The 18,299-nt window shown below is 62.2% G+C and carries 17 protein-coding genes; 8 read left to right on the forward strand and 9 right to left on the reverse strand.

Features of this window, described 5'->3' with window-relative positions:
• Positions 1-3 precede the first annotated feature (3 nt).
• The 7 genes from ssuB to DMX11_RS12625 all read right to left on the reverse strand — a co-directional run bounded on the left by ssuB (position 4) and on the right by DMX11_RS12625 (position 6,838).
• Positions 4-816, reverse strand: coding sequence for an aliphatic sulfonates ABC transporter ATP-binding protein (ssuB, locus tag DMX11_RS12595; protein WP_110744818.1), 813 nt, complete (start codon positions 814-816; stop codon positions 4-6).
• A complete protein-coding gene (ssuC, locus tag DMX11_RS12600; protein ID WP_110744819.1) occupies positions 813-1,610 on the reverse strand; it encodes an aliphatic sulfonate ABC transporter permease SsuC in 798 nt (265 codons plus the stop codon). The genes ssuB and ssuC overlap by 4 nt, the downstream gene beginning before the upstream one ends.
• 10 nt (positions 1,611-1,620) lie before the next feature.
• Positions 1,621-2,769: an FMNH2-dependent alkanesulfonate monooxygenase gene (gene ssuD / locus DMX11_RS12605; RefSeq protein WP_110744820.1), complete on the reverse strand. Its 1,149-nt coding sequence runs from the start codon at positions 2,767-2,769 to the stop codon at positions 1,621-1,623.
• A gap of 60 nt (positions 2,770-2,829) precedes the next feature.
• A complete protein-coding gene (locus tag DMX11_RS12610; protein WP_110744821.1) occupies positions 2,830-3,795 on the reverse strand; it encodes a sulfonate ABC transporter substrate-binding protein in 966 nt (321 codons plus the stop codon).
• A gap of 85 nt (positions 3,796-3,880) precedes the next feature.
• On the reverse strand, positions 3,881-4,474 hold the full coding sequence (gene ssuE, locus DMX11_RS12615) for an NADPH-dependent FMN reductase (RefSeq protein ID WP_110744822.1): 594 nt from the start codon (positions 4,472-4,474) through the stop codon (positions 3,881-3,883).
• A gap of 219 nt (positions 4,475-4,693) precedes the next feature.
• Positions 4,694-5,332 carry a peroxiredoxin gene (locus DMX11_RS12620; protein WP_016497546.1) on the reverse strand — a complete coding sequence of 213 codons (639 nt, stop codon included), beginning with the start codon at positions 5,330-5,332 and terminating at the stop codon, positions 4,694-4,696.
• Positions 5,333-5,497: 165 nt separating this feature from the next.
• A complete protein-coding gene (locus DMX11_RS12625; protein ID WP_110744823.1) occupies positions 5,498-6,838 on the reverse strand; it encodes an OprD family porin in 1,341 nt (446 codons plus the stop codon).
• 533 nt (positions 6,839-7,371) lie between these two features.
• Between DMX11_RS12625 and tauA the strand changes: the two genes are divergently transcribed.
• From tauA to tauD, 4 genes are read left to right on the forward strand one after another with little or no spacing between them, the layout of a single operon-like run.
• The gene (gene tauA / locus DMX11_RS12630) at positions 7,372-8,343 is read left to right on the forward strand and encodes a taurine ABC transporter substrate-binding protein (protein WP_110744824.1); all 972 of its coding nucleotides are present in this window, start codon (positions 7,372-7,374) and stop codon (positions 8,341-8,343) included.
• A gap of 22 nt (positions 8,344-8,365) precedes the next feature.
• On the forward strand, positions 8,366-9,154 hold the full coding sequence (gene tauB, locus DMX11_RS12635) for a taurine ABC transporter ATP-binding subunit (RefSeq protein WP_110744825.1): 789 nt from the start codon (positions 8,366-8,368) through the stop codon (positions 9,152-9,154).
• Positions 9,151-9,990: a taurine ABC transporter permease TauC gene (gene tauC, locus DMX11_RS12640; RefSeq protein ID WP_110744826.1), complete on the forward strand. Its 840-nt coding sequence runs from the start codon at positions 9,151-9,153 to the stop codon at positions 9,988-9,990. Before tauB ends, tauC begins: the two co-directional genes overlap by 4 nt.
• A 48-nt stretch (positions 9,991-10,038) precedes the next feature.
• Positions 10,039-10,872, forward strand: a complete 834-nt coding sequence (tauD, locus tag DMX11_RS12645) for a taurine dioxygenase (protein ID WP_110744827.1) — start codon at positions 10,039-10,041, stop codon at positions 10,870-10,872.
• Between the two features lie 63 nt (positions 10,873-10,935).
• Here the strand turns inward: tauD and betT are convergent, their stop codons facing one another.
• Positions 10,936-12,897 (reverse strand): choline transporter BetT, encoded by a 1,962-nt coding sequence (gene betT, locus DMX11_RS12650; protein ID WP_177410742.1) that lies wholly within the window; start codon positions 12,895-12,897, stop codon positions 10,936-10,938.
• Between the two features lie 317 nt (positions 12,898-13,214).
• Positions 13,215-14,147 (reverse strand): serine O-acetyltransferase EpsC, encoded by a 933-nt coding sequence (epsC, locus tag DMX11_RS12655; protein WP_110744829.1) that lies wholly within the window; start codon positions 14,145-14,147, stop codon positions 13,215-13,217.
• Positions 14,148-14,489: 342 nt separating this feature from the next.
• Here epsC and tcyJ point away from each other — a divergent pair, with 342 nt between their 5' ends.
• From tcyJ to DMX11_RS12675, 4 genes are all read left to right on the forward strand, one after another.
• Positions 14,490-15,284, forward strand: coding sequence for a cystine ABC transporter substrate-binding protein (gene tcyJ / locus DMX11_RS12660; RefSeq protein ID WP_110744830.1), 795 nt, complete (start codon positions 14,490-14,492; stop codon positions 15,282-15,284).
• A complete protein-coding gene (gene tcyL, locus DMX11_RS12665) occupies positions 15,281-15,949 on the forward strand; it encodes a cystine ABC transporter permease (RefSeq protein ID WP_051099126.1) in 669 nt (222 codons plus the stop codon). The genes tcyJ and tcyL overlap by 4 nt, the downstream gene beginning before the upstream one ends.
• A 2-nt stretch (positions 15,950-15,951) precedes the next feature.
• On the forward strand, positions 15,952-16,710 hold the full coding sequence (tcyN, locus tag DMX11_RS12670; protein WP_110744831.1) for an L-cystine ABC transporter ATP-binding protein TcyN: 759 nt from the start codon (positions 15,952-15,954) through the stop codon (positions 16,708-16,710).
• Between the two features lie 325 nt (positions 16,711-17,035).
• Positions 17,036-18,277: an SfnB family sulfur acquisition oxidoreductase gene (locus tag DMX11_RS12675; RefSeq protein ID WP_110744832.1), complete on the forward strand. Its 1,242-nt coding sequence runs from the start codon at positions 17,036-17,038 to the stop codon at positions 18,275-18,277.
• Positions 18,278-18,299 lie beyond the last annotated feature (22 nt).

An 18,299-nucleotide genomic window follows, 5' to 3' on the forward strand; every position in this document is an offset into this window, starting at 1 on the left:
CATTCAGTGCGCCCAACGCAGTTGCGTGGGCAAAGGCGCTACAGGATCCGGCTCGGGCGCGGCGCCCGGGGCCGACAGAACACGGTTGAGTACTTCGCTTTCCAGCGCGGCCAAGCGGTGCGAACCACGCGCCCGGGGCCGTGCCAGGTCGACAGTGAGGTCGAGCCCGACTTCGCCGTCCTCGATCAGGATTACCCGGTCAGCCACGGCAACCGCCTCGCTGACATCGTGGGTAACCAGCAATACGGTGAAGCCGTGTTGACGCCACAGGCGCTCGATCAGTTGCTGCATCTCGATACGGGTCAGGGCATCCAGCGCGCCGAGCGGCTCGTCCAGCAGCAGCAGGCGAGGCTGGTGGATGAGCGCCCGCGCCAACGCCACACGCTGCTTCTGGCCGCCAGACAATGCTGCCGGCCATTCCTGGGCACGGTCGGCCAGGCCGACCGCCTCCAAGGCATCCAGCGCACGTGGGCGCCAGTCGCCAGACAGGCCAAGACCAACGTTGTCGATCACTTTCTTCCACGGCAGCAGTCGTGCGTCCTGGAACATCAGGCGGGTTTCTTCACGGGCCTCGTCCAGCGGCGCAGCACCGGCCAGCAGTTGTCCGGCAGTGGGCTGGTCGAGCCCGGCCAGCAACCGCAACAAGGTGCTCTTGCCGCAGCCGCTGCGGCCAACGATGGCAACGAACTGGCCGGCCGGAATGTGCAGGTCGATACCCTTCAATACTTCGCGCTGGCCAAAAGTCTTGCGCAGGCCGTTGGAGGCCAGCGGGATGCCACGCAGCAGGCGTGGCGGCTGTTCCTTGAGCACGGTCATGCGCCCTCCTTCCTGGCAACTTGATAGGCGGGGTGCCAGCGCAGCCACACACGCTCCAGGCCGCGAGCGGCGAGGTCGGCGAGCTTACCGAGCACGGCGTACAGCACGATGGCCAGGACCACCACATCGGTCTGCAGGAACTCGCGAGCGTTCATCGCCAGGTAACCGATGCCGGCATTGGCCGATATGGTTTCGGCGACGATCAGGGTCAGCCACATGAAACCCAGGGCAAAGCGCACACCCACCAGGATCGACGGCAGCGCCCCCGGCAGGATCACCTGGCGAAACAGGCTGAAGCCAGACAAGCCATAGCTGCGGGCCATTTCCACCAACGCCGGGTCGACGTTGCGGATGCCGTGGTAGGTGTTCAGATAAATCGGGAACAACGTGCCCAGCGCGACCAGGAAGACCTTTGCCGACTCGTCGATACCGAACCACAGGATTACCAGCGGGATCAGCGCCAGGTGCGGCACATTGCGGATCATCTGTACCGAGCTGTCGAGCAGGCGTTCACCCCAGTTCGAAAGGCCCGTGATGAAGCCGAGCACCAGGCCGATGCTGCCACCGATGACGAAGCCCAGCCCGGCCCGCCAGCCACTGATGGCCAGGTGCGTCCAGATCTCGCCGCTGCGGACCAGTTCGACGCCGGCGCTGATGACTGCACTGGGCGCCGGCAGGATACGCGTCGACAGCCAGCCGGCGCTGACCGCCAGCTGCCAGGCGGCCAATAGCAGCACCGGCAGCGCCCACGGCGCCAGGCGCTGGGTAAGGTTGGAGGAAGTAGAACGACTCATGGCCCGGCCCTCAGCTCTGCGACACGGACTTGGGCAGGATGTCGTTGGCCACCATCTCGCCGAACGGGCTTACATACCCACCGGTTTTCGGCTGCTCCGGGCGCTGCACATCAAGGTGCGGGAACAGCAGCTCCGCCACGCGGTAAGACTCTTCCAGGTGTGGATAACCCGAGAAGATGAAGGTATCTATGCCCAAGTCGGCATATTCCTTCACCCGTGCTGCCACGGTAGGGCCGTCGCCCACCAGCGCGGTACCCGCGCCGCCCCGTACCAGGCCAACACCTGCCCACAGGTTGGGGCTGACTTCCAGGTTGTCGCGGTTGCCGCCGTGCAAGGCAGCCATACGCTGCTGGCCTACCGAATCAAAGCGCGCCAGCGAAGCCTGGGCACGGGAAATGGTGTCATCGTCCAGGTGCGAGATCAGGCGGTCAGCAGCAGCCCAGGCTTCTTCGTTGGTTTCCCGCACGATTACGTGCAGACGGATACCGAAGCGTACTTCGCGGCCTTGAGCGGCAGCTTTTTCGCGCACCTGGGCGATTTTTTCGGCTACAGCGGCCGGTGGCTCGCCCCAGGTCAGGTACAACTCGACCTGTTCGGCAGCCAGGTCCTGGGCGGCCTCGGACGAACCACCAAAATACAGCGGAGGACGTGGCTGCTGAATCGGCGGGTAGAGCAGCTTGGCGCCCTTCACCTGAATGTGTTTGCCCTCGTAATCCACGTTTTCGCCTTCCAGCACCTTGCGCCAGATGCGGGTGAACTCGACCGAGGCCTCGTAGCGCTCCTGGTGGTTCAGGTGCAGACCGTCGCCGGCGAGCTCGTCCGGGTCACCGCCGGTTACCAAGTTGAACAACGCGCGGCCATTGGACAGGCGATCGAGGGTTGCCGCCTGGCGTGCTGCCACGGTTGGCGAAATGATGCCCGGGCGCAAAGCAACCAGGAATTTCAGGCGCTGAGTCACGGGAATCAGCGACGCAGCCACCAGCCAGGAATCCTCGCAGGAGCGCCCGGTCGGGATCAACACTCCACCAAAACCCAGGCGGTCGGCAGCCTGCGCGATCTGCTGCAGGTAACCGTGATCGACCGCACGTGCGCCGTCGGAAGTGCCCAGGTACTTGCCGTCACCATGGGTTGGGAGGAACCAGAAAATGTTAAGGCTCATTGGAGTTGTCTCCTCAAGGGTGGCTCAGGCCGGGGCGGCGCCCCGGCACAGGCGAATCAATCAAGGCGCGCTGGCGACCTTGGCCGGGGGTGTCCAGATCACGTCCTTGATGCTCAGCGGCTTGGGAATAAGCTTCAGCGCCTGGAACGTGTCGGCGATTTTCTGCTGCGCGGCCACCACGTCGGGGGTCAGCGGCGCAGCGCCGTAGCCTTGGCGTTTGACCGAGGTCAAGGTGATGTCGGCAGACAGGCCGAGCAGCGGGGCAACCTGGTCGGTCACTTCCTGCGGGTTGGCCTGGGACCACTCACCCACGGCGCGCACTTCTTCGATCACGGTGTTGATCACCGCTGGGTGCTGTGTCGCATAGTTGCGGGTGGCGAGGTAGAACTGGTGGTTGTCGACCAGGCCCTTGCCGTCACGCAGGGTGCGCGCTTGGAGCTGCTGCTCGGCGGCGGCCTGGTACGGGTCCCAGATCACCCAGGCATCCACGCTGCCGCGTTCGAAGGCGGCGCGGGCGTCGGCAGGTGGCAGGTAGACAGGCTGGATGTCGCTGTACTTGAGGCCGGCATCTTCCAAGGCGCGGACCAGCAGGTAGTGCACGTTGGAGCCTTTGTTGAGGACGACCTTTTTCCCCTTGAGGTCCTTCACCGACTGGATCGGCGAGCCCTTGGGCACCAGGATCGCTTCGCTGTGCGGCGCTGGCGGCTCGTAAGCCACGTAGAGGAGATCGGCGCCAGCGGCCTGGGCGAACACAGGAGGGGTCTCACCGGTGACACCAAAATCGATGGACCCGACGTTCAGCCCTTCAAGCAGCTGCGGGCCACCGGGGAACTCGGTCCACTGCACCTGCACGCCCTGCTCGGCCAGGCGTTTCTCCAGCGAGCCCTTGGCCTTGAGCAGCACCAGAGTGCCGTATTTCTGATAACCGATACGCAGGCTTTCGGCCTGGGCTTGGGTAATGGCGCCGAAGGACACAGCCGCCGCAAACAGGGCGACCAGACCACGACGCAAGAAGACTGTGCGCATGGCGCTCTCCTGTGCGAATGAGGTTCGGGTTGCACCTGCTTGCCTCGTTGTCGGGCGAGTAAGGTGGTGAAGCGGGTAGTGCCGTTCAGATGCTCCAGCGGGCGCTGATCAGGCGTTCGTTCAATACGCCGGGGGCCACCGGGCGCGGTCGACGGGCCAGGGCAACGTGGAAAGTTTCCAGCGAGTCGTGCAGGCGTTCTTCCAGCGCCTGTACCAACTGCGCGGGCTTTGTACCTTCTGCGTAAGCCACCTGGCTGTCGTCGGCAAAGATCCCTTGCAGGGTCTCTTGTGCCTTCAGGGCCGACAGCACCGGCTTCAATGCGTAATCCACCGCCAGCATGTGGGCGATGCTGCCACCGGTGGCGATTGGCAACACGATCTTGTGTGCCAAGGCGCGCTCGGGCAGCAGGTCCAGCAAGGTTTTCAGGGCACCGGCAAACGAAGCCTTGTACACCGGGGTGGCGACGATCAGGCCATCAGCCTGGGTTACCAGCTGTTGAAAGTGCTGCACATGCGGGCTGTCGAAACGGGCATGCAGCAGGTCTTCGGCGGGAAAGTCACGCACCTGGAACGTCACCACTTCAACGCCGCGGTCCTGCAGCCACTGGCGCGAACGCTCGAGCAGCACGCCGGAGCGTGAACGGAGACTTGGGCTACCACCGATTGAGACGACCAGCATTGCTGCGCTTCCTTGTGTTCTGTTGGAGGTGACATTAACAGCTGCTACATATATCTAGAAATCATATTTTTTCATTTGTTTATTCCATTAATGTCTTTAACCATTAGGACCTCTTCGCAGGCGCGCCGGCTCCCACAGGTTTTTGGCAGGCATAAAAAAGGGCCGTCGAAACGGCCCGAAAATCCCTGCTTGGCTAAGAGCAATGCAACGAGGAATCCATTAACGATTGGGCTGAGGGGTCAGGCGCAGATAGGGTTTGACCGCCCGGTAACCTTTGGGGAAGCGCTGCTTGATCTCCTCCTCATCCTTGAGCGAAGGCACGATCACCACCTCGTCGCCGTCCTGCCAGTTACCTGGCGTGGCGACCTTGTGGTTGTCGGTCAACTGCAGCGAGTCGATCACCCGCAGAATCTCATTGAAATTGCGCCCGGTACTGGCCGGGTAGGTAATGGTCAGGCGCACTTTCTTGTTTGGGTCGATGACGAACAGCGAGCGTACGGTCAGGGTGTCGCTGGCGTTCGGGTGGATCAGGTCGTACAGGTCGGACACCTTGCGGTCAGCGTCGGCAATGATCGGGAAGTTGACCACAGTGTTCTGGGTCTCGTTGATGTCCTCGATCCACTTGTGGTGCGAGTCGACCGGGTCCACCGACAGGGCGATGGCCTTGACCCCGCGCTTGGCGAAATCGTCCTTCAGCTTGGCAGTCAGGCCCAGCTCGGTGGTGCACACCGGCGTGAAGTCGGCCGGGTGGGAAAACAACACCCCCCAGCTGTTGCCCAGCCACTCGTGGAAGCGGATCTTGCCTTCGCTGGAATCCTGTTCGAAATCGGGGGCGATATCGCCGAGTTTGAGGCTCATGGGCTGCGGCTCCTTGGCTGGGTTCTGTACCGTATGGGTTCAATGTGCCTGCAATCGGTTAAAAACAAAAAGAATAAATAACAATTTATTTATAACCATAATTCATACCAATCGAGAGGCACAAAAAAGCCTCGCACTAGGCGAGGCTTTCTTTGTAGATACGACTTACAGGAAGCTGTAAGTGTAGTTCACGATGAAACGAGCCTGATCCTGGTCGGAGCTGCTCTCGCCGGCACCACGGTAGACGCCTTGGCGCAGGCTGAAGCCCAAGCCTTTGAGGGCGCCTTCCTGGAGGGTGTAGTCGATGCGCGCGTCGCGTTCCCACTCATTGTAAGTGCCGCTGCCCGACTTGTTGCGGATATCATCACCACGCAGGTAAGCAACCGATGCTTTCAGGCCTGGCACACCCAGAGCCGCGAAGTCATAGGAGTACTGACCGAAGGTGGTGTTTTCGCCAGCACGGGCGAACTGGTTGATCATGCTGTCGGTGAACAGGTAGAAGCTGGCGCCACCAGCACCTTCCGAGGTGCCGCTGTCGTTGGCCAGGCTGCCCTGGTTCAACCATACAAAGCCACCGTCGTCACCTACTTGCTGGTGACCGAGCATCAGCGCGTGGCCACCCAAGGTATAGGTGAACATGGCGGACCAGGTCTTGTTGTCGATCTCGCCGGTGTTTTTGGCATAGCCACCGTTGTTGTTGAAGTTGTAAGCACTGTCGTTGCCATTCTTGCCGTCGCTGCTGCTGTCGAAGTAGCGCAGGTCGGTCTTGAACGACTGGTCGTCAGCGATCTTGAACACGTGGGTCGCGCCCAGGAAGTGCTGCTTGTAGAAGTCTTCCAAGTTCGAGTAGTAGTACTGCAGGGTCAGGTCTGGAGTGAGCTTGTAGTCCAGGCCACCGTAGCGGAACTTGTTGCTCTCAGCATTGGAACCGGCGACAGACAGGCCGGTACGGTTGCTCGAAGCACGGCCCATGGCGTGGGTCAGCTGACCCGCGTTGATGGTCAGGTTGTCGATTTCCTTCGACTGGATGGTGCCACCCTCGAAGGTTTGCGGCAGCAGACGACCATCGTTGGAAACAAGGATCGGCAGGTTCGGTGCGAGCGCGCTACCGAAATGCGCTTCGGTCTTGGAGAAGCGAGCCTTGGCATTGGCACCGAAACGAGCCCACTGGGCTGCAGAACCTTTGCCGTCATCCGGGAAGAAGCCGGACTTGTGGTAACCCTCGCCGCCATCTAGGTGAATACCCCAGAGCGCTTGGGCATCAACACCAAAGCCTACGGTACCTTGAGTGAAGCCCGAGATGTAGTCGAGCTTGAAGCCCTGGCCCGACTCACGTTGGTCCGGGCGCTCGGCACCAGGTCTTGCGTGATCTTCACGGTTGTCGCCGTTGTAGTACATGGTGCGCGAGCTGAGCGACAGTTTGCTGTCTTCAACGAAACCGGCAGCGCCTGCTTGTTGGGCGAGAACCCCCAGTGCCACGGCCAGAGCCAGGCTGGACTTGTACATGTTTTGCTCCTCTACGTTCTAATTCTTGTGTATCTCTGGCGGCAGGGTCTTCTGCCCCGCTCACCGTGGATTGGCGATTAAGTCCCAAAGCGTGACCATTAAGTCAATCGTTTCTAAACGTTTCACGACTTTGGTCTAAGACGCCACCTGCGCTACAGGATAATGACAATCCTATAAATCCAAAATGACCGTTTTATGAATTTGTAAGATTTTTAAGGAATATGTTAGGAACCTTTACTGCCATTCGTTGTAGCGGCGCCACCTTTTCATAACCATAGGTTATTTGCAAACGTTTGCTCATAACCTAATTCCGTATGGTTCTATAGGAGCGAAAACCCTTTCAGGTTGTGCGGGTTTCGCCATTGGCCCAGATTGCGACTCCATGTGCTGCCCGGCATGGAGCTTGCTGGAGGGCCTGCCCCCTAAGGCCTTTGCCTCCTAAGCTAATTCGAAAAAGTTATTTATTTTTGATTTCTTAGATCATTTAGCCTTCTCGTCATCCATTACCCAGATTGCCTGACGAGAGGTTCACCATGATCCCGCATGCCCCGCTGCGCCTGTTCGCCGCCCTGACCCTCGCTGGCTCCAGCTGGCTGGCCCAGGCTGCCGACCTGACAGTTGCCTACCAGACCACGGTCGACCCGGCCAAGGTCGCGCAGGTCGATGGCGACTACGAGAAGGCCAGCAAGGCCAGCATCGACTGGCGCAAGTTCGACAACGGCGCCGACGTGATCACCGCCGTGGCCAGCGGTGACGTACAGATCGGCTACCTCGGCTCCAGCCCGCTGGCCGCCGCTGCCACCCGCAAACTGCCGGTCGAAACCTTTCTGATCGCCACGCAGATTGGCGCCGGCGAAGCACTGGTCGCCCGCGACAGCGTCAAGACCCCACAAGACCTGATCGGCAAGAAAGTCGCCGTGCCGTTCGTGTCCACCGGCCACTACAGCCTGCTGGCAGCCCTGAAAAGCTGGAACATCGATCCGTCCAAGGTGCAAATCCTCAACCTCGCCCCCCCAGCCATCATTGCTGCCTGGAAGCGCGGAGACATCGATGCAACCTACGTCTGGGACCCGGCTCTGGGCGTGGCCAAGGAAAACGGCAAGGTGCTGATCACCTCTGGCGAGCTGGCCGCCAAAGGCGCGCCGACCTTCGATGCGTGGATCGTGCGCAAGGACTTCGCCGCCAAACACCCCGATGTGGTCAAGGCCTTCGCCAAAGTGACCCTCGATGCCTATGCCGACTACCGCAAGGACCCGAAAGCCTGGCTGGCCAACCCCGACAACGTGACCAAGTTGGCCAAGCTGTCCGGCGCCAAGCCTGCCGACATCCCGGTACTGCTGCAGGGTAACGTCTACCCGCTGGCTGCCGACCAGGCCAGCGCCTTGGGTGCGCCAACCACCCAGGCACTGACCGATACCGCGACCTTCCTCAAGCAACAGGGCAAAGTCGACGCGGTACTGCCGGACTACTCGCCATACGTCAGCGCCCAGTACCTCCCCAACTAAGCCTGCACAACCGGAGCCCGCCATGGCCTTGCTCGAACTGGAGCGCATCAGCGCACAGTACCCCGGTGCCGCCACCCCGGTACTGGCCGATATCAACCTGAGCCTGGGGCCTCGCCAGTTGCTGGTGGCCCTGGGGCCATCCGGCAGCGGCAAGACCTCGCTGCTTAACCTGATCGCCGGCTTCGTCCCCCCCAGCGCCGGCCGTATCACCCTTGACGGTGTGCCGGTGCAGGGCCCCTGCGCCGAGCGCGGCGTGGTATTTCAGGACGACGCGCTGCTGCCCTGGCAGAACGTGCTGGGCAACGTCGCCTTCGGCCTGGAGCTGGCCGGGGTGCCGCGCGTCGAGCGTGAAGCCAAGGCACGCGAGATGCTGGCCCTGGTCGACCTCGCCGGCTTCGGCGAGCGGCGCATCTGGCAGCTGTCAGGTGGCCAGAAGCAACGCGTGGGCCTTGCCCGGGCACTGGCAGCCGACCCACGGGTGCTGCTGATGGACGAACCCTTCGGCGCCCTCGATGCCTTCACCCGCGAGCAGATGCAGGAGTTGTTGCTGCAGGTGTGGCAACGCACCGCCAAGCCGGTGTTCCTGATTACCCACGACATTGAAGAGGCCGTGTTTCTGGCCAGCGAGCTGGTGCTGCTGGCACCCAACCCGGGGCGTGTAGTGGAACGTCTGCAACTGGACTTCGGCCAGCGCTATGCCGCGGGGGAATCGGCCCGGGCGATCAAGTCCGACCCGGCCTTCATCGAAACCCGCGAGCATGTACTGGCCCGCGTTTTCTCTCAACGCCAAAGCCTGCAGGAGCGCGCATGAGCAGCCTGGACCTGCCGGTTACCGGCAAAAGCGAAGAACAAGCCCGGCCAGCCACCCGGCTGAGCCGCCCACTGCCTACCCGCTGGATCAGCGCCCTCACCCTCGCCAGCCTGCTGCTGGCTTGGTGGCTGGTGACTGCCGCCGGTTGGGTCGAGCCCCTGTTCCTACCCTCGCCCAGCGATATCCTGGCCAAAGCCTGGACCTTGCTGACCCAGGGCTACATGGACGCCAGCCTCTGGCAGCACCTGGGCGCCAGCCTGGGGCGCATCGGCGTGGCCCTGGTGGCCGCCACCCTCACTGCCATCCCGGTGGGTATCGCCATCGGCTACAACCGCATTGCACGTGGCATCCTCGACCCGCTGATCGAGTTCTACCGGCCGATCCCGCCACTGGCCTACCTGCCGCTGATCGTCATCTGGTGCGGCATTGGCGAGCTGTCGAAGGTATTGCTGATTTACCTGGCGATTTTCGCCCCGATCGCCATTGCCACTGCCACCGGCGTACGCACGGTCGACCCAGCCAAGCTGCGTGCCGCGCAGTCGCTAGGTGCCAGCAAGGCCCAGCTGATTCGCCATGTGATCCTGCCCAGCGCGTTGCCCGACATCCTCACCGGTATCCGCATCGGCCTGGGGGTTGGCTGGTCGACCCTGGTCGCCGCCGAACTGATCGCCGCCACCAGCGGCCTGGGCTTCATGGTGCAGTCGGCGGCGCAGTTCCTGGTCACCGATGTGGTGGTACTGGGCATTCTGCTGATCGCCCTGATCGCCTTCGCCCTGGAGATGAGCCTGCGTGCCCTGCAACGCAAGCTGGTGCCCTGGCACGGGCAAAGCCACTGAACCCCATTGCCCACGCCAGCACACTGGCGCCTGATTGAAGAGACCGACATGAGCCTGACCATCACCCCACTCAGCCCGGCGCTCGGCGCCCAGATCAGCGGTGTGGACATCAGCCGCGAAATCAGCGCAGCAGACCGCGACGCCATCGAACAGGCGCTGCTGCAGCACCAGGTGCTGTTCTTCCGCGACCAGCCGATCACCCCGGAGCAGCAGGCGCGCTTTGCTGCCCGCTTCGGTGACCTGCACATTCACCCAATCTACCCCAACGTGCCGGACACCCCGCAGGTGCTGGTACTCGACACAGCAGTGACCGATGTACGCGACAATGCCGTATGGCACACCGACGTGACCTTCCTGCCGACCCCGGCACTGGGCGCGGTGCTCAGTGCCAAGCAGTTGCCGGCCTTCGGTGGCGATACCCTGTGGGCCAGCGGCATTGCCGCCTTCGAGGCCTTGTCGGTGCCGCTGCGGGAAATGCTCGATGGGCTGACCGCTACCCATGACTTCACCAAGTCATTCCCGCTGGAGCGCTTTGGCACCACGGCCGAAGACTTGGCGCGCTGGGAAGCCACCCGGCGCAACAACCCACCGCTGTCGCACCCGGTGGTGCGTACGCATCCGGTGAGCGGGCGCAAGGCGTTGTTCGTCAATGAAGGGTTTACTACACGCATCAATGAGCTGAGCGAGCTCGAAAGCGAGGCGTTGCTGAAGCTGCTGTTCGCCCATGCTACGCGGCCGGAATTCAGCATTCGCTGGCGGTGGCAGGAGAATGACGTGGCGTTCTGGGACAACCGCGTGACCCAGCATTTCGCGGTGGATGACTACCGGCCGAACCGGCGGGTGATGCACCGCGCGACCATCCTTGGGGATGCGCCTTTCTAGCTGTTGCCTGTCCCGGCCTATTCGCGGACAACCCCGCGAAGAGGCCGGGACAGGAGAGCTTGGTCAGCGGACCAGGTGCAGGTACTGCATGTGCCGCTCGTACTGGTCGAGGATGTCGTTGATGATCTGCTCCTTGCTGTAGCCCACCAGGTCATAGTTCTGGCTGCCTTCGCTCAGGTGCACCTCGGCGCGGTAGTAGCGGCGGTTCTTCAACTCTTGCGTACCCAGCCCACCCAGGGCGAACGATGGCGTGAAGTAGCCACGCATCTGCACCTGGTAAATGAACGGCTGTTCCTCGCCATGGCCAATCTTCAGGCTGACGTTGTCGTGGCTCGGGTCGTCCTGGGTAATCAGTACCAGGCCCTTCTGCTCGAACACTTCACGCACGTCGGCAATCGCCGGGCGCACCACATCGTCCATGAAGCGGTACACCTCATCACGCGACGGGAAGTGCACCGCCTGGCTCAGGCGCTGTCGCCAGCCACCCCGGCCACGGCGTGACTGGGCGAACGGGGCCAGCGAGTGCATCTGCGCGATCTGGCGTTGCGACTCCAGGTAGAACGCCTTGTGCAGCCCCCACATCATGCACAGCAGAATCAGCGAGAACGGTAGCGAGGTCAGCACCACCGCCGACTTGAGCGAATCGATGCTGCCCGCAAACAGCAGTGCACTGGTGATCAGCGCGGTCATCGCCCCCCAGAAGATGCGCAGCCAGTTCGGCCCGTCTTCATCAGCATCACCGCCCTGGGCTGACAGGGTCGAGAGCACCACAGTGCCCGAGTCGGCCGAGGTCACGAAGAACACGAAGCTGATGAACACGGTAGTGGCGATCACCACCTTGCTCCAGGGGTACGTCTCCAGCAGCAGGTACAGGCTCATCGACGGGTTGTCCAGCGCGGACTGGCCCAGTGCGGTCATGCCGTGGTTGATCACCTGGTCGAGTGCACTGTTGCCGAAGATCGACATCCACGCCAGGGTAAAGCCCAGCGGGATCAGCAGCACGCCAAAAACGAACTCGCGGATGGTACGGCCACGGGAAATCCGGGCGATGAACAGGCCCACGAACGGCGCCCAGGCAATCCACCAGGCCCAGTAGAAGACCGTCCAGCCGCCCAGCCAGTCACGGTTTTCACCGTAGGCATAAACGTCGAAGCTCTTGCGCGGCAATGCGCCCAGGTAGTCGCCCAGGTTCTGGATCAGGGTGTTGAACAGGTGTTGGGTTGGCCCGGCGAACAGCACGAACAGCAGCAGCGCGCAGGCCAGGAACAGGTTGATGTCGCTCATCACCCGCACACCCTTCTCTACCCCGGCCACTGCCACGGCCACGGCCGCGCCCATCATCAGTGTGATGAGGATCACCTGCACCCACTGGCTGTGGCTGATGCCGAACAGGTAGTCGAGGCCGGCGTTCAGGTGCAGCACGCCAAAGCCCATGTCGGCGCCCAGGCCAAATACCGTGGCGATGATGCCGAAGCCGTCCACCGCGTAGCCGATCGGCCCATTGATGCGCTTGCCGATCAGCGGGTAAAGCGCCGAGCGCAGCGCCAGCGGCAGGTTGTGTCGGTAGGCGAAGTAGGCCAGCGCCATCCCGACAAAGGCGAATACCCCCCAGCCATGCAGGCCCCAGTGCAGGAACAGGATCTGCATCGCCTGGCGCCCGGCCTCGGCCGTGCCCGCTTCGCCTTGGGGCGGTTGCAGCATGTGGGTCAGCGGCTCGGAGACACAGAAGAAGAACAGCGTAATGCTGATACCGGCGGCGAACAGCATGCCGGCCCATGACAGGTAGCTGAACTCGGGTTCGTCGTGGTCGGCACCGAGCTTGATCTTGCCGTAGCCGGATAAGGCGGTGACCACCACGAAGACCAGGTACAGCGTCATCGCCAGCATGTAGTACCAGCCGACCGTGTTGGCGGCCCAGTTCTGCGCCGCCAGCAACCAGTCGCCTGCAGCTTGCGGATTGCTGATGACCACAAGGCCGAAGATGAGGATGAAGCTTGCCGCAAAATAGAACACCGGAGGGTTCATGCGGATCTTGCCATTGGCAAGGGACGGGTTCGGTGCACTCATCGGGCGTGCACCTCGTCAAATGACGTAAGGTTCGGAATGAACGGGTTCAGCAAAGGAATCCTCCTGTTGAACACCGGCAGCGGACCAGCGTTTTTTCATTGAACAAGCGTTCAAGTTAACCATGGATCTGCTTTCAATGCGAATTGGGGCGCTGATTGGCGCCCTCTTGCGCTGACCTCTTCGCGGGTAGCGCCGTTCCCACAGGAACCCCACAAGCCGTGGGTGAGCCCGGGTTTACCCGCGCAAGGGCCAGCACACGCAGCAGGGATGCCAGATCAATTCTTGTCTTGGCAATCCAGCTGCAGGTTGGCCTGGGTGATGTTGCTCTCAGCCGGTACGCTGCGGGTCAGCCACACATTGCCGCCAATGGTCGAACCCTTGCCGATGGTAATGCGCCCCAGCACTGTGGCTCCGGCGTAGATCACTACATCGTCCTCGACGATGGGATGGCGCGGCAGGCCTTTGTGCAAGGTCCCCGACTCATCGCTTGGGAAGCGCTTGGCACCCAGAGTCACCGCTTGGTAGATGCGCACGCGCTCGCCGATGATTGCGGTTTCGCCGATGACCACGCCGGTCCCGTGATCGATGAAGAAGCTTGGCCCGATCTGCGCGCCTGGGTGAATGTCGATACCGGTGGCCGAATGCGCCAGCTCCGAACTGATCCGCGCCAGCAGCGGCAGGCCGGCCCGGTACAGGTGGTGCGCCAGACGGTGGTGGATGATCGCCAGGATCCCGGGGTAGCACAGCAGCACCTCATCGACGCTGCGGGCGGCCGGGTCACCGTGGTAGGCGGCCAGCACGTCGGTGTCGAGCAGCACGCGCAATGCCGGGAGCGCAGCGGCAAAGCCCTGTATCAGGCTCAGGGCCTGGGCATCGACGCTGGCCAGCTCAGCCTTGCTTTGCCGGGCGGCATAGCGCAACTCCAACCGCGCCTGGGTCAGCAAGGCGGTCAGCGCGGCATCCAGGGTATGGCCCACGTAAAAGTCTTCGCTCTCTTCGCGCAGGTCCACCGGCCCAAGGCGCATGGGGAACAACGCACCGCACAGTTGTTCGAGAATCTGCCGCATCGCCTCCCGCGACGGCAGCTCACGCCCGCCCTGCTCGCCAATGCTGCGGCCATTGCGGGTGCGCCATTGCTCACGGGCGCCGCGCAGGCCAGTGACAATGCTCTGCAACTGCCAGTGCGCGGATGAAGGTTGTTCGCTCACGGTTTTCTCCTGCCGTATCGGCCATCTGGTTTTTCGCCAGGCCCGGCCCTCTCGCGGTCCCTTCGGGAGCGGGTTCCCCCGCGAAGAGGCCGGGCCTGCCTACATGCAATCCACTCTACGGCAATTCCGTCCCTTGGAAAAAACAACGCTTTATTCCATCCTGCGCTAAGTCAGGCATAAGCGGCGATGACGGCGCAGGCAACCTCGCCTACCCTCAAAGCAGCAAGCACCTGGCAAAAATACAAAAGGGAATAATAAAATAATTTTTTAGTATTTCCTGGCCTAAACAGCCAACCCTATAGTCGCCACCCACCACTTAAACAACAAGCGCGGGGCTCTGACATGTCGAAATTCGCCAAACCGCTACTCAACGCCAGCCTGGCAATCCTGTTGGGTGCCGGCCTGCTCGGCCAGGCATTTGCCGGCGAACAATTGAAGACCATCCAGGAAAAAGGCGTGATCAACGTCGGCCTTGAAGGCACCTACCCACCCTTCAGCTTCCAGGACGAAAACGGCAAGCTGGCCGGCTTTGAGGTCGAGCTCTCCGAACTGCTTGCCAAGGAGCTAGGGGTCAAGGCCAAGATCCAGCCGACCAAGTGGGACGGCATCCTCGCTGCGCTGGAGTCCAAGCGCCTGGACGTGGTGGTCAACCAGGTGACCATTTCCGAAGAGCGCAAGAAGAAGTACGACTTCTCCGAGCCCTACACCATCTCCGGCATTCAGGCGCTGATTCTGAAGAAGAAGGCCGAGCAGCTGAACATCAAGGGCGCGCAGGACCTGGCCGGCAAAAAGGTCGGCGTGGGCCTGGGGACCAACTATGAGCAGTGGGTGAAAAAGGACGTGCCACAAGCCGACGTGCGCACCTACGAAGACGACCCAAGCAAGTTCGCCGACCTGCGTAACGGCCGCATCGACGCCATCCTGATCGACCGCCTGGCCGCACTGGAATACGCGCAAAAAGCCAAGGACACCGAACTTGCCGGCGATGCGTTCTCACGCCTGGAGAGCGGCGTGGCACTGCGCAAGGGCGAGCCTGAACTGCTGGCAGCAATCAACAAGGCCATCGACAAGCTCAAGGCTGACGGCACGCTGGCCAAGCTGTCGGAAAAATACTTCGGTGCCGATGTCACCAAATGATCGCTGAAAGCCTGCAACTTGTTGTCGACTCCACGCCCTTCCTGCTGAAGGGCGCGGGTTATACGGTGCTGCTCAGCGTTGGCGGCATGTTCTTCGGCCTGGTGCTGGGCTTCGCCCTCGCGCTGATGCGGCTGTCGAAGATCTTGCCGCTGAACTGGCTGGCGCGGGTCTACGTGTCGTTTTTCCGCGGCACGCCGTTGCTGGTGCAGCTGTTCGTGATCTATTTCGGCATGCCGCAGATCGGTATCGAACTCGACCCGATCCCGGCTTCGTTGATCGGCCTGTCGCTGAACATGGCCGCCTATATCTGCGAAATCCTGCGCGCAGCGATCTCCTCGATCGACCGCGGTCAATGGGAAGCTGCTGCCAGTATCGGCATGACACGCGTGCAGGCCATGCGCCGGGCAATCCTGCCACAGGCCTTGCGCACCGCTCTGCCACCGCTGGGCAATAGCTTCATCTCGCTGGTCAAGGACACTGCCTTGGCGGCAACCATCCAGGTGCCAGAACTGTTCCGCCAGGCCCAGCTGATCACCGCACGTACCTTTGAAGTGTTCACCATGTACGTGGCGGTAGCGGTCATCTACTGGGTGCTGTGCAGCATCCTCGCGCACTTCCAGAACCGTATGGAAGCGCGGGTCAACCAGCATGACCAGGAGCACTGAGCATGATTGAAGTCAAAGGCCTGACCAAGCGGTTCAAGGGCCAGACCGTGCTCAACGGTATCGACATGACCGTCCAGCCCGGCGAAGTAGTGGCCATCATTGGCCCCAGCGGCTCAGGCAAGACCACCTTCCTGCGTTGCCTGAACCTGCTGGAAACGCCTGATGCCGGGCAGATCCAGCTAGGCGCCATCAGCATCGATGCAAACCGCCCGCTGGGTGGCCAGCAAAGTGCGATCCGCCGCCTGCGTCAGCAGGCCGGGTTCGTGTTCCAGAACTTCAACCTGTTCCCCCACCGCACCGCCCTGGAAAACGTGATCGAGGGGCCGGTGATCGTCAAGAAGACGCCCCGCGAGCAAGCCATCGAACTGGGCCGGCGCCTGCTGGCCAAGGTGGGTCTGGCGGGCAAGGAAGACGCGTACCCGCGGCGCCTGTCGGGCGGCCAGCAGCAACGGGTAGCCATCGCCCGCGCTCTGGCCATGGAGCCGGAGGTGATCCTGTTCGATGAACCCACCTCGGCGCTGGACCCGGAGCTGGTCGGCGAAGTGCTGGCGACCATCCGAGGCTTGGCCGAAGAGAAGCGCACCATGATCATCGTCACCCACGAAATGAGCTTTGCCCGAGATGTGGCGAACCGGGTGATCTTCTTCGACAAGGGTGTGATCGTGGAGCAGGGCGAAGCCAAGGCGCTGTTCGCGGCGCCGAAGGAAGAACGTACCCGGCAGTTCTTACGCAAGTTCCTCGGGACTGCTGCCTCCGAGTGAACCTGTTCCGGCCGTTTCGCGGGCACGCCCGCTCCCACAGGTGTCGCACCGGTTTCAATACCTGTGCAATGCCTGAGCGAGCGGGCATGCCTGCATAATGGCCGGCACATCTCTACAAATCCCTCCTTCTATAGATATTCCAAAGAGTTAGTTCATAAACATTTTATAAAGCATTAGGGTATATAAACCGGACCACCGGACCAGCACACATCTGCCGCGACCAGCTGTAGCGGCATAACTACTTTGTGAGGTCAGGAATGGTCAGGATCACAATCACCCCAGTGCGTAACGCCAGGGCATTGAGTGCAGCCAAGGAGCGGTACTGATGTCCAGCCAGCCAAATAGCCAATTCCACAGCGATCTCGACAGCTCGCCCCTGCTGCTGCCGGCCAGCGTGCTGCGCAACGACGCAGAAGCCCTGCAAGCCGCCCGCGAACTGGCCGAGGTCGCTCGCGAGCAGGCCGCTCGCCGCGACCAGCAACGCAAACTGCCATGGGCCGAAATCGAGCTGTTCACCCGCAGCGGCCTGGGCAGCATCAGCGTACCCAAGGCGTTCGGTGGCCCCGACGTATCGTTCGAAACCGTAGCCGAAGTGTTCCGCGTGATCAGCGCCGCCGACCCCGCCCTGGGGCAGATCCCGCAGAACCAGTTCGGCATGCTGCAACTGCTGCGCCTGACGGCCAGCCAAGCGCAGCAGGCGCTGATTTTCCGCAGCGTGCTCGACGGCTGGCGCATCGGCAACGCCGGGCCCGAGCGCGGCACCAAGGACACGCTCACCCTCAATGCCCGCATTACTCGCGTTGGCGACAGCTATCGCATCAGCGGCGAGAAGTTCTATTCCACCGGCGCCTTGTTCGCCCACTGGGTGGCGGTCAAAGCCCTGGACGAGGAAGGCCGCCAGCGCCTGGCATTCGTGCGGCGGGGCAGCCCGGGGCTGCGCATCGTCGATGACTGGTCCGGGTTCGGCCAGCGTACTACCGCCAGCGGCACTGTGCTGTTGGACGAAGTGCCGGTAGACGCGGAGCTGGTGATCGACAACTGGCGCCAGCGTGATATCCCCAACATTCAGGGCGCGTCCTCGCAACTGATCCAGGCAGCGATCGACGCCGGTATCGCCGAAGCGGCCATCGATGATGCGATCAAGTTCGTCCGCGAGAAATCCCGGCCGTGGATCGAAGCCAATGTCGAGCGGGCTAGCGACGACCCTTATGTAATCGCTGACATCGGCCGCCTGAAGCTTGAACTTCACGCGGCAGAAGCATTGCTGCGCAAGGCTGCTCGGGTACTCGACGAGGTCAACGCCGCCCCGATCGATGCCGACTCCGCAGCACGGGCCTCGATCGCAGTGGCGGAGGCCAAGGTGCTGACCACCGAGATTGCCCTGCAGGCCAGCGAGAAGTTGTTCGAACTGGCTGGCAGCCGGGCCACCCTTGCCGAGTTCAACCTCGACCGCCACTGGCGCAATGCCCGCGTACACACCCTGCACGACCCGGTGCGCTGGAAGTACCACGCGGTGGGCGCTTACCACCTTAACGGCACCCTGCCTGCGCGGCATTCCTGGATCTGAATTGCTGGCTTTGGGGCTGCTG

Origin of the sequence: Pseudomonas sp. LB-090624 (genome assembly GCF_003205205.1) — a bacterium.
GTDB lineage: Bacteria > Pseudomonadota > Gammaproteobacteria > Pseudomonadales > Pseudomonadaceae > Aquipseudomonas.